General features: G+C 67.4%; 8 protein-coding genes. All 8 read left to right on the top strand.

Annotated features, from left to right (window positions below; translation table 11 throughout):
- Positions 1-184 precede the first annotated feature (184 nt).
- The 8 genes from CFB40_RS09500 (at position 185) to CFB40_RS09465 (ending at position 12,629) form a co-directional block, all read left to right on the top strand.
- Positions 185-760, top strand: coding sequence for a helix-turn-helix domain-containing protein (locus CFB40_RS09500; RefSeq protein WP_027787334.1), 576 nt, complete (start codon positions 185-187; stop codon positions 758-760).
- A gap of 336 nt (positions 761-1,096) precedes the next feature.
- Positions 1,097-3,889 carry a TonB-dependent receptor gene (locus CFB40_RS09495; protein WP_089431120.1) on the top strand — a complete coding sequence of 931 codons (2,793 nt, stop codon included), beginning with the start codon at positions 1,097-1,099 and terminating at the stop codon, positions 3,887-3,889.
- A 237-nt stretch (positions 3,890-4,126) separates the two neighbouring features.
- Positions 4,127-6,049: an extracellular solute-binding protein gene (locus CFB40_RS09490; protein ID WP_089431119.1), complete on the top strand. Its 1,923-nt coding sequence runs from the start codon at positions 4,127-4,129 to the stop codon at positions 6,047-6,049.
- Between the two features lie 13 nt (positions 6,050-6,062).
- Positions 6,063-7,115 (top strand): microcin C ABC transporter permease YejB, encoded by a 1,053-nt coding sequence (locus CFB40_RS09485; protein ID WP_089425486.1) that lies wholly within the window; start codon positions 6,063-6,065, stop codon positions 7,113-7,115.
- A complete protein-coding gene (locus tag CFB40_RS09480; RefSeq protein WP_089431118.1) occupies positions 7,069-8,181 on the top strand; it encodes an ABC transporter permease in 1,113 nt (370 codons plus the stop codon). The genes CFB40_RS09485 and CFB40_RS09480 overlap by 47 nt, the downstream gene beginning before the upstream one ends.
- Positions 8,181-9,824, top strand: a complete 1,644-nt coding sequence (locus CFB40_RS09475; RefSeq protein WP_089431117.1) for an ABC transporter ATP-binding protein — start codon at positions 8,181-8,183, stop codon at positions 9,822-9,824. The genes CFB40_RS09480 and CFB40_RS09475 overlap by 1 nt, the downstream gene beginning before the upstream one ends.
- A complete protein-coding gene (locus CFB40_RS09470; protein WP_089431116.1) occupies positions 9,817-11,268 on the top strand; it encodes a TldD/PmbA family protein in 1,452 nt (483 codons plus the stop codon). The genes CFB40_RS09475 and CFB40_RS09470 overlap by 8 nt, the downstream gene beginning before the upstream one ends.
- Positions 11,268-12,629, top strand: coding sequence for a TldD/PmbA family protein (locus CFB40_RS09465; protein ID WP_089431115.1), 1,362 nt, complete (start codon positions 11,268-11,270; stop codon positions 12,627-12,629). The genes CFB40_RS09470 and CFB40_RS09465 overlap by 1 nt, the downstream gene beginning before the upstream one ends.
- Positions 12,630-12,635: the final 6 nt, after the last annotated feature.

The raw sequence follows: 12,635 nt of genomic DNA, 5'->3' as shown, positions 1-12,635 counted from the left end.
TAGTAAACCGAATGAAATGAGCGAACGCTGCGCGGCCGCACGACGCGAGTGCGCCGCCGCACCGCGCGTGGCTTGCACGTCGCGACAGCGTGCAGCGGGGGATCGCGCCGGGCCGGTCGTGTCACGGCATCGGTCGCGGCTTGACGACATCAAACCGATTTCGACTGCGAGGGACCGTCTTTCCATGGTTTTGCCCCCTGATGAGTCGGTGCTCGTCGCCGTGTCGCTCGGCAACAAGATCCGGGCGCTGCGCCAGCGCCTGAAACTCACGCTCGACGAAACGTCGACGATCGCCGGCATTTCGAAGCCGTTCCTGTCACAGGTCGAGCGCGGGCGGGCGACGCCGTCGATCACGTCGCTGGTGCGGATCGCGAAGGCGCTGGGCGTGACGATGCAGTACTTCATCGACACGCCGACGGAAGCGCGCTCGGTATGCCGCGGCAACGCGCTGCAGTATTTCCAGTTCACGAACTCGGCCAGCCGGTTCGCCAGGCTGACGAACCTGGTGGACGGCCGCAAGCTCGACGCGATTCTCGTCCGGATGCCGGCGGGGCAGCTGTCGTCCGAGATGACGACGCACGCGGGCGAGGAGTTCGTCTATGTGTTGCGCGGGCAGGTGGCGCTGACGCTCGAGGATTGCACGTTCACGCTGAACGAGGGCGATACCGCGCATTACGAATCGACGATGCCGCATGCGTGGCGCAACACGGCCGACGAAGAGGCGGTGATCGTCTGGGTCGGCACGCCGAGGCTGTTCTAGCGAAGGCGGCCGGCAGGAAGGAGAAGTACCCGGTCGACGGCAGAGGGTGCGCAGTGTGGCGCGCATACAGGTTCGCGTTTTACGGAACCAACCGCCGGTCGAGCCGGGAAGAAGCAGGCAATGCGCTCAATGTAGGTGTTTAGTATGACGAATCAAAATAGAAAAAGACGGTGATGCTGAATGGCGCTGGTGCTACGAGGCCGATCCGTTCGAGTCGTGGCAGTCGAAAGCGTGGCAATCGCGGGTTCCGGTACACGGGCACCCAGGACGCGCAAGGAATTCACAAGGTTCCGGCGCACAGCAGGTGGGGTCTTACTACGAGCGAGAGGGAACAAGATGAAGCAGAGAGTTTTGGCGTTGGCCATCAAGAGGATAGTCTGGGCGGAACTCGCGTTGACGGCCGTACTGGCGCCGCCGGCGTTCGCCGAGAGCCAGCCGGCGCCGGGCGCCGTCGCGATCGCGGATGCGGTCGCGAGCGGCGCGCCCGTGACCGTTGCACAGGCGGGCGGCACGGCGGGCAGCGCCGCTGCACCGGACGCTGCGGCGCCCGATGCGGCACCCGGTGCAGCAGCCGACGCGACGGCTGCCGCACCCGCCGCGAACGGGCAGGGCAAGGTCGCGCAGATCAAGCGGTTCGAAGTGACGGGCTCGCTGATCCGGCAGGCCGACAAGACGGGTTTCCAGCAGGTGCAGACGATCACGCCGAAGGAAATCCAGGCCAGCGGCGCGGTGACCGTCGCCGACTTCCTGCGCGATGCGGCAGCCAACTCGGCGAACAGCTGGGGCGAAGGGCAATCGGGCAACTTCGCGGCCGGCGCGGCCGGCATTGCACTGCGCGGCCTCTCGGAGAAGTACACGCTCGTGTTGGTCGACGGCCAGCGCGTCGCGCCGTATGCATTTTTCTCGAACAGCGTCGACTCGTTCTTCGACCTCAACACGATCCCGCTCAACGACATCGAGCGGATCGAAATCGTGAAGACGGGCGCGGTGTCGCAGTACGGTTCGGACGCGATCGGCGGTGTCGTCAACATCATCACGAAACACAATTTCCGCGGCCTGCAGCTCGACGGCAGCCTCGGCAGCGCGATCAACGCCGGCAACGGCGACGGCACGATGAAGTTCGGCGTGCTCGGCGGCTTCGGTGACCTGAACGCCGACCGCTTCAACGTGACGGCCGCGCTCAGCTACTACAAGTCGAACGGCTTCACGCTGGCCGACCGTGATTCCACGCGCAACCAGGACTTCACGGGCAAGCCGGGCGGCTTCTCGCTGCTCGCGCCGTCCTACTGGAACATGCCCGACGGCAGTGCGCAGGCGCTGACCGGCGGCTGCCCGTTCGGCGGCTCGGTTCATCCGGCCGCGTCGAATTCGCTGTCGGCCGGGTTGCCGGGCACCATCTGCGGGTACAACACGGCGGAAAGCACGTCGATCCTGCCGATGACCGAGCGCCTGAACGCGAAGCTCCATGGTGACTTCAAGATCGACGACAAGACGACCGCGTTCGCCGACTTTATGGAGAGCTACAACACGACCACGACCAACGACGGCCTGTGGAACAACGTGATCGGCAACTCGCAGAGCCCGGCGCTCGTGTGGAATCCGCAGACGAAGCTGCTGTCGCCGTTCAACTACACGGTGCCGACCAGCAACCCGTACAACACGACGGGCGCGGCCACGCCGCTCACCTATGCGTTTCCGAACACGGTCGCGCAAAAGACCTGGGCCAACTACTGGCGGGCGGCCGCCGGCATCAAGGGGTCGTTTACGCTGCCGTACGGCGACTGGGACTGGGCGACGTCGGTCAGCCATTCGCAGAGCACGGTGTCGAACGTGTTCACGAACCAGTTGAACGTGAACGCGCTGAACAACATCTACCAGAACGGCACGCTGAATTTCGCGAACCCGGCCGCGACGCCGAACGCGTTCAACGGGCTGTTCCAGGAAGCGAACAACCTCGGCATCTCGAAGCTCGACACGATCGATGCGACGCTGTCGACGCCGAACCTGTTCCATCTGCCGGCCGGCGACGTCGGCATCGGCTTCGGCGCGCAGTTCACGCACCAGAGCGAAACGCTGACGCCGGGTTCCGAGTACCTGAGCGGGGCCGTCATCACGCCGGACCTCGAGACGGTGGATGGCCAGCGCAACGTCGCGGCCATCTATTACCAGATCAACATACCGATCATCGAGAACCTGACGTTCAGCCAGGCAGGACGCTACGATCACTACACCGACGTGGGCGGCGCCTTCTCGCCGCGCTTCGCGCTGCGGTACCAGCCGATCAAGGCGCTCACGTTGTATACGTCGTACAACCGCGGCTTCCGCGCGCCGACCTTCGTCGAGGACAGCAAGTCGCAGACGCTCGGCATCCAGGTCGATCCGGCCACCGGCCAGAACTACACGTCGATCACCGTCGGCAACCCGAACCTCGCGCCGGAGCGCACGCGCAACCTCAATATCGGCTTCCAGGTCTCGCCGAGCCGTTACACCGACCTCGGCTTCGACTGGTACAAGATCCGCATCGACAACGTGATCGGCCAGGGCAAGCCATCGCAGGTCGTGACCGACCCGACGACCGGCCAGCTGCTGTACAAGGTGATTCCGTACCAGAACCTCGGCTACCTCGACACGAACGGCTTCGAAGGCACGTTCCGCCAGGGCCTGCCGCTGAAGGGGTGGGGCACGATTACGCTGTCGGGCGACTGGGCTTACGTCAACAGCTACAAGATCGGCTTCCCGGGCGCCGCGCCGGTCAACGGCGCGGGCAACAACTTCACGATCACGCAGCCGTTCGGCGGCAGCTTCCCGCGCTGGCGCGGCAACACGACGCTGGACTGGAACTACCGGAAGTTCGATGCGGCGCTGACGTGGCAGTTCACGGGGCCGTACGCGCAGAACCTGATGCCCGAGCCGAGCAAGGTCGGTTCGTACAGCCAGTTCAACCTGATGGTGACGTACACGGGCTTCAAGAACTGGACGATCTACGGCGGCATCGACAATCTCTTCAACCGCACGCCGCCGTACGACCCGATCTTCGCGAACGGCACGCTGAGCCAGAGCGGGTACGACACGTCGGTGTACTCGTACATCGGCCGGTTCGCGCAGGTCGGCGCGACGTACAAGTTCTGACGGCGATCGCGATGCACTGACAGGCTTTGGACAGGCCGCTCCACGTCCACTACCCCCTTTTCGGGGCGGCCTTTTTTCGCCTGGTGCCACGACGGCCCGCAACCGGGACGCGCGGCGGTGCAGTTCATCCGATCGTGACAGCACGAACCATCCGCGGGACGCGGCCGTATGCGGCGTCCGGCACGGGCATCGATTGCGTGCAGGCTTCACACCCGCACGCTTCCGGACAGACTGACCATGAGACTGTTGAATGGGCGACGGGCACGCGTGCCGCGCCACTCGCACCTGACGCGCACGCACGGGCGGATGCGCACCGCCGCGCGCGCCGCGCTGCTCGCGTGCGCCGTGTGGCTCGTGTCGGGCGGCGTCTTGCCGCAGGCCGCGCTCGCGGTGCCGGCGATCTCGCAATACGACCATCCGAAGTATCCGCCGGGCTTCACGCATTTCGACTACGCGAATGCGGATGCGCCGGACAGCGGAACGCTCCAGTTCGAAAACTACGACGAGGCGCAGAGCTACGATTCGCTGAACCCGTTCCTCGTGCGCGGCGCGCCCGCACCGGACATCAAGAACCTGATGTTCGACACGCTGATGCAGCGCAGCTGGGACGAGATCGCATCCGAATACGCGCTGATCGCCGACGACGTCGACATCGCGCCTGACGGGCTGTCGGCGACGTTTCACATCAACCCGGCCGCACGCTTCTCGAACGGCGACCCGATCACCGCGGTCGACGTCAAATATTCGTTCGACACGCTGACGAGCCCGCAGGCGTCGCCGCTGTACAACGCACAGTTTTCGATCATCAAGCGCGCGGTGGTGGTCGACGGCCACACGGTGCGCTTCGAGTTCAAGCACGCGGAGCGCGACGCCGCGCTGATCGCGGGCGACCTGCCGGTGTTCTCGCCGAAATGGGGGCAGCGCGCGGACGGCACGCGGCCGCCGTTCGACCAGATCGCGAACGTGCCGCCGATCGCGAGCGGCCCGTACCTGATCGACCAGCGCAAGAACGACAAGCAGATCAGCTACGTGCGCGACCCGCACTACTGGGCAGCGAACCTGCCGTCGCGACGCGGCATGTTCCGCTTCGCGCACGTGTCGTTCAAGCTGTACCTGGACCAGTACACGGCGCTCGAAGCGTTCAAGGCCGGCGACATCGACGCGCGCATGGAATACAGCGCGACGCAGTGGGCGCGCAAGTACGTCGGCAAGAATTTTCGCAACGGCATGCTGAAGCGCGGCGAGTTTCCCGACGGCCCCGCGCAGATGCAGGGTTTCCTGATGAACATGCGCAAGCCGATGTTCCAGGACGTGCGGGTGCGGCATGCGCTCGCGCTGGCGTTCGACTTCGACTGGATGAGCCGGATGATGTTCTACGGGCAGTATCGCCGCACCAACAGCTTCTGGGAGGCGAGCCCGTTCGCGGCATCCGGCATGCCGAGCGCGAAGGAGCTTGCGCTGCTCGAACCGTTCCGTTCGACGCTGCCGCCCGAGGTGTTCGGCCCGATGGTCCGGCAGCCGTCGACGCTGCCGCCGAACTCGCTGCGCGCGAACCTGAAGGAGGCGCGCGACCTGCTCGCGCAGGCCGGCTGGCATTACCGCGACGGTGCGCTGCGCGACGCGAACGGCACGCCGATGACGATCGAGATCATCGACGACCAGCCCGGCATGGACCGCCTGATCCTGCCGTACACGCAGGCGCTCGCGATGCTCGGCATCCACGCGTATCTCCACGAGATCGACAGCGCGGTCTACCTGAAGCGCCTCGACAATTTCGAGTACGACATGACGACGTACATCTACCTGCCGGTGACGATTCCGGGTGCGGAGCTGACGCGCCGCTTCGGCAGTGCGGCCGCGTCGCAGCCGGGCTCCGAGAACTATCCGGGTGTGAAGTCGAAGGCCGTCGACGCGCTGATCCGCGCGGCGCTCGCGGCCGACACGCTCGACGATCTCGAGACGGCCACGCACGCGCTCGACCGCGTGCTGATCAATCTGTACGCGCTGATCCCGCAGTACTACCTGCCGAATGCGCGGATCGCGTACAAGGCGACGCTCGGCCACCCGGCGATCGTGCCGGACTCCTATCAATACGAGGACTGGATCATCGACTACTGGTACGTGAAGCAACCGGCGGCGAAACCCGCGCCGGCCGCCTGACGGAGGAACGACGATGCTGGCATACATACTCAGGCGCTTGCTGCTGATGATCCCGACGCTGATCGGGGTGGTGACGATCACGTTCGCGGTCACGCAGTTCGTGCCGGGCGGCCCGGTCGAACAGGTGCTCGCGCAGTTGCGCCACGGCAGTGCGCGCGGCGGGGAGGCGGGCGGAGGGGGCGGCGGCTACCACGGCAGCCAGGGCGTCGACCCGCAGCAGATCGAGCAGATCCGCAGGCAGTTCGGCTTCGACAGGCCGCCGCTCGAACGCTACGTGCTGATGCTGAAAAGCTATGCGACGTTCGACCTCGGCCAGTCCTATTTCGCGCATCGCAGCGTGTGGGCGGTGATCCGCTCGAAGCTGCCGGTGTCGATCACGCTGGGGATGTGGACGGTGATCCTCACGTACCTGGTGTCGGTGCCGCTCGGCATCGCGAAGGCGGTGCGCAACGGATCGCGGTTCGACACCGTGACGAGCGTGCTGGTGCTGGCCGGATACGCGGTGCCGGGCTTCGTGCTCGGCGTGCTGCTGCTGATGCTGTTCGGCGGCGGCACGTTCTGGCAGGTGTTCCCGATGCGCGGGCTCACGTCCGATAACTTCGACGACCTGACGCTGATCGGCCAGGCGCTCGACTATCTGTGGCACGTCGTGATGCCGGTGACGGCGTCGGTCGTCGGCAACTTCGCGATCGTCACGATCCTGACCAAGAACACGTTCCTCGAGGAAATCGGCCGCCAATATGTGCTGACCGCACGCGCGAAGGGCGCGCCGGAGCGCGACGTGCTGTGGAAGCACGTGCTGCGCAATGCAGCGATCCCGTTGCTCACGGGGCTGCCGGCCGCGTTCGTCGGCGCCTTCCTGAACGGCAACCTGCTGATCGAGACGCTGTTCTCGCTCGACGGCATGGGGCAACTGTCGTACGACTCGGTGATCCGCCGCGACTATCCGGTCGTGCTCGGCTCGCTGTTCCTGTTCACGCTGATCGGCCTGCTGACCAAACTCATCGCGGATATCTGCTATGTCCTCGTCGACCCCCGTATCCAGTTCAACCGCCTGGACCACTGACCAGGCCTGCGCCGCGTGTGCGGCCTCGCCGTCGCCGTGGCGGCGCACGTGGCTGCGCTTTCGCGCGCAGCCGCTCGGCTACTGGAGCCTCGTGATCTTCGCGGTGCTGTTCGCGCTCAGCCTCGGTGCGGACCTGCTGTCGAACGACCGGCCGCTGATCGTGCGCTACGACGGGCGCTATTACTTCCCGATCGTGAAGGACTATCCGGAGACGGCGTTCGGCGGCGACTTTCCCGCGATGACGAATTATCTCGATCCGTATATCCGCACGAAGATCGAGTCGCACGGCAACTTCGCGATCTATCCGCCGAACCGTTACCGCTACGACACGATCGACTATTTCGCGTCGCGGCCGTATCCGGCGCCGCCGTCGTCGAGCAACTGGCTCGGCACCGACCAGTTCGGCCGCGACGTGCTTGCGCGGCTGCTGTACGGGTTCCGGCTGTCGGTGCTGATGGCGTTCGCGCTGACCGTATCGGGCGTGCTGGTCGGCGTGCTGACGGGCGCGCTGCAGGGCTTCTACGGCGGCCGCACCGACCTGGTCGGGCAGCGCCTGATCGAGATCTGGAGCGCGTTGCCGGACCTGTACCTGCTGATCATCTTCGCGTCGATCTTCACGCCGTCGCTGTGGCTGCTGTTCATCCTGCTGTCGATGTTCGGCTGGCTCGTGCTGTCCGACTACGTGCGCGCCGAATTTCTGCGCAACCGCGCGCTCGACTATGTGAAAGCGGCGCGCACGATGGGGCTGACCAACGCACAGATCATGTGGCGCCACGTGCTGCCGAACAGCCTCACGCCGGTGATCACGTTCCTGCCGTTCCGAATGAGCGCGGCGATCCTGTCGCTGACGAGCCTCGATTTCCTCGGCCTCGGCGTGCCGCCGCCGACGCCGAGCCTCGGCGAGCTGTTGCAGGAAGGCAAGAACAACCTGGATGCGTGGTGGATCTCGATCGCGGCGTTCGCGGCGCTGGTGATGACGCTGCTGCTGCTCACCTTCATGGGCGATGCGCTGCGCAACGCGCTCGATACGCGCACGCGCGGTTCGGCATTCGGTGGAGGGCGGTGATGACGAGACCATTGCTGCAGATCGACGGGTTTTCCGCGCATTTCGGCGCGAGCGCGGCCGTACAGGACCTGAGCCTGTCGATCGGCCGCGGCGAGCGCGTGGCGCTCGTCGGCGAGTCGGGGTCGGGCAAGAGCGTGACCGCACTGTCGATCCTGCGGCTCGCGCAGCAGGCGACGCTGTCGGGGCGGATGCTGTTCGACGGCGAGGATCTGCTCGCGAAGACCGAGCAGCAGATGCGCGGGATTCGCGGCGCCGACATCGCGATGGTGTTCCAGGAGCCGATGACGGCGCTCAATCCGCTGTATACGATCGGCAAGCAGATCGCCGAGAGCCTGCGGCTGCACGAGGGGCTGCGCCCGGGCGACGCGCGTGAGCGCGGGATCGCGCTGCTGCGGCGCACCGGGATTCCGGAGCCGGAGCGGCGCATCGACAGCTTTCCGCACCAGCTGTCGGGCGGGCAGCGGCAACGCGCGATGATCGCGATGGCGCTGGCGTGCCGGCCGCGCCTGCTGCTGGCGGACGAGCCGACCACCGCGCTCGACGTGACGGTGCGCCAGCAGATCGTCGACCTGCTGATCGAGCTGCAGGAGCAGGAGGCCGCCGCACGCGGGATGGCCGTGCTGCTGATCACGCACGACCTGAACCTTGTGCGGCGCTTCGCGCAGCGTGTGGCCGTGATGGAGAAGGGCGTGCTGGTGGAAAGCAACACGACGGCCGACCTGTTCGCGGCGCCGCAGCATCCGTATACGCGCCGGCTGCTCGACAGCGCGCCGCAACGGGCGGTCGAGCCGGTGGCCGCCGGCGCGCAGACGATCCTCGACGTGCAGCATCTCGCCGTCGACTACCGCATCGCGGCGAACGGCTGGCGCTCGGTGCTCGGCAAGACGACGTTCCGCGCCGTGCACGACGTGCAGCTGAGCCTGAAGCGCGGCGAAACGCTCGGGATCGTCGGCGAGTCGGGCTCGGGGAAATCGACGCTCGCGTCGGCCGTGCTCGGCCTGCAGCGGCCGGCGTCGGGCGGGATCGAGATCGACGGGATGCCGCTGGCGTCGCTGCGCACGACGCAGGGCCGGCGCACGCTGTACGGGCGCATGCAGGTGGTGTTCCAGGATCCGTTCGGCTCGCTGTCGCCGCGCATGACGGTCGAGCAGATCGTCGGCGAGGGGCTTGCCGTGCACCGGCCGCAGGTGGCCGGCGACGCGCGGCGCGCGCGGATCGCCGCGCTGCTGCAGGAGGTGGGCCTGCCGCCCGAGGCGATGCTGCGCTATCCGCACGAGTTTTCCGGCGGGCAGCGGCAGCGGATCGCGATCGCGCGGGCGCTGGCGGTGGAGCCGGAACTGCTGGTGCTCGACGAGCCGACGAGCGCGCTCGATGTGTCGATCCAGAAGCAGGTGCTGAATCTGCTGACGAATCTCCAAAAGAAGTACAAACTCAGCTACCTGTTCATCACGCACGATCTGGCGGTGATGCGCGCGATGGCCCACCGGGTCATCGTGATGAAGGCGGGGCGCGTGGTCGAGGCGGGCGAGACGCTCGACGTATTGCACGCGCCATCCCATCCGTATACGCGGGCGCTGCTCGCGTCGTCCATGCTGGCGCCTGAGCGCGGCCCGCAGGAGCAGCAAGAGGGAACCGATGATTGACGAGAACCGGGCGCCGGGTGCCCGAGCCGTGCAGGCGGCGCAGGGGTTGCGCAGCGACGCCGATTTCTGGTCGCTGCGCATCGTCGACGAGACGATCGACGAACACGCGGTGCGCAACGACGTCGCGCAGCCGTTTTCGCGCACGCGCGAGCGCGGTGCGATGCTGACGGCCTGGGCCGGCACGGGCGCGGGTTATGCCGCGACGCCCGACCTGTCCCCGGCCGGGCTGCAGGCGGCGCTCGACATCGCGACCGCGCGGGCCCGTGCCAGCGCGCCGTGGGCGCTGGTCGATCATCGGCAGGCCGCGCGTCCGCAGGCGAGCGGCACCTATGCGTCGCCCGATGTCGATGCGACGCTGCCGTCACGCGCGGAATGGATCGAGCGTCTCGCGCACGAATGTGCGGCGGCAAACCTCGGCGCGCGCATCGTCGAGCGTTCGGCTAGCGTGATGATCGTGCACACCGAGCAGTATTACGTGACGAGCGACGGCGTGCGGATCGACCAGCGCTTCCGCTTCCTGATGCCCGAGCTGCAGGCCGTCGCCCATGGCGACGGCGACACGCAGACGCGCTCGCTCGGCCAATCGGGCACGCTGGCGCAGGGCGGCATCGACGTGCTGGCGCGCTACGGCTTCGATGGCGCCGGCGCGCGTGTTGCCGACGAGGCGCTGCAGTTGCTTGCCGCGCCGAACTGCCCGACCGGCCGGCGCGACCTGCTGCTGATGCCGGACCAGATGATGCTGCAGATCCACGAGTCGATCGGCCATCCGCTCGAACTCGACAGGATTCTCGGCGACGAGCGCAACTTCGCCGGATCGAGTTTCGTCAGGCCGGAGATGGTCGGCCACTATCAATATGGCTCGCCGCTGCTGAACGTCACGTTCGATCCGGAGCCGACGGCCGAAGCCGCGTCCTACGCATTCGACGACGACGGCACGCCGGCGCGCAAGCAGTACCTGATCCGCAACGGCGTGCTCGAACGGCTGCTCGGCGGGGCGCTGTCGCAGCAGCGCGCGGGCCTGCCGGGCGTCGCCAACTCGCGCGCGTCGAGCTGGAACCGCGCGCCGATCGACCGGATGGCGAACCTGAACGTCGAACCCGGCGACCAGTCGCTCGATGCGCTGATCGCCGGCACCGAGCACGGGATCCTGATGCGCACCAACACGTCCTGGTCGATCGACGACCACCGCAACAAATTCCAGTTCGGCTGCGAATTCGGGCAACTGATCGAGAGCGGCCGGCTCACGCAGGTCGTCAAGCGTCCGAACTACCGCGGCATCTCTGCCCAGTTCTGGCGCAGCCTGCGCGCGGTCGGCGATGCGGGCACGTTCGGCATCTACGGCACGCCGTACTGCGGGAAGGGCGAGCCTGCGCAGATCATCCGTGTCGGCCACGCCGCGCCGGCCTGCGTGTTCGCCGGCGTCGACGTCTTCGGAGGCGCGTGATGACGGGATTCGATCCGATCGCCCGCCAGGCCGGAATCGACTGGCACGCGTATTTCGCCCGGCTCGCCGAGGAGGCGCAGCGGCTGACCGCGCCGACCGAAACCGTCCTGCTCGGCTTCTCCGGCGAAACGTCCGACTTCATCCGTTTCAATGGCGGCAGGATTCGCCAGACCGGGCGCGTCACGCAAGGGCGGCTGTCCGTGCGGCTCATCGACGGGGCGCGGCAGGCGCACTCGGCGCTGACCGTCTGCGGCGATCCGGCGGCCGACCTGCGCGAACTGGCGGACGCGCTAGCCGTGCTGCGCGACGGCCTGCGCGATGCGCAGGACGATCCTCATCTGCTGTTCGATACCGCGTCGTGGGTGCAGGAAACGCGCCGCACCGGGCGCTTGCCGAATGCGGACGGGCTCGCGCGAATCGTGGCCGAATGCGCGCGCGGGCTCGACTTCGTCGGCTTTTACGCGGGCGGCACGCTGGCGCGCGGCTTCGCATCGTCGACCGGCAGCCGCGGCTGGTACGAGGTCGAGAATTTCAACTTCAGCTGGTCGCTGTATGACCCGAGCGGCCGCGCGATCAAGACCGTCTATGCGGGTGACGACTGGCGCGATGCGGCGTTCGCGGCGAAGGTCGACGCGGCCGCCGCGCGGCTGCCCGTGCTCGGCCGCACGCCGAAGGCGCTTGCGCCCGGGCGCTACCGCGCGTATTTCGCGCCGGACGCCATTCACGAGATGACGAGCCTGCTCGGCTGGAGCGGCTTCTCGGCGCGCGCGGTGGCGAGCGCCCGCAGCCCGCTGCATCGCCTGTACGCCGGCGAGGTCGCGCTCGATCCGCGCGTGTCGATCACCGAGGATTTCACGCTGGGCATCGCGCCGGCGTTCAACGCGGACGGCTACCGGCGCGACAGCGTGCCGCTCGTCGTCGAAGGGCGGGGCGCCGGGCAGCTCGTGTGTGCACGCACCGCGCGTGAGCACGGGCGCACACCGAACGGCGCGGACAACGCCGAAGCGCCGCAGTCGCTGTCGATCGCGGGCGGCACGCTCGCCGACGCCGACGTGCTGGCCGCGCTCGACACGGGGCTCTACGTCGGCAACCTCTGGTACCTGAACTTTTCGGACCCGATCGCGTGCCGGATGACGGGGATGACGCGGTTCGCGACGTTCTGGGTCGAAGGCGGGCGCATCGTCGCGCCGGTCGACGCGATGCGGTTCGACGACAGCTTCTACCGGCTGTTCGGGTCGGAGCTCGAGCAGCTCGGCGCGGCACCGGCGCTGCTCGCGAGCGACGACACGTACGGCGAGCGCGCCACCGGAGGCGCGCAGTTGCCGGGGCTGCTCGCGCGTTCGTTCGAGCTCACGCTGTAGCGCGTT

The sequence above is a fragment of the Burkholderia sp. AU31652 genome, from assembly GCF_002223155.1.
Lineage (GTDB): Bacteria > Pseudomonadota > Gammaproteobacteria > Burkholderiales > Burkholderiaceae > Burkholderia.
This window is presented reverse-complemented; position numbering and strand designations above follow the sequence as displayed.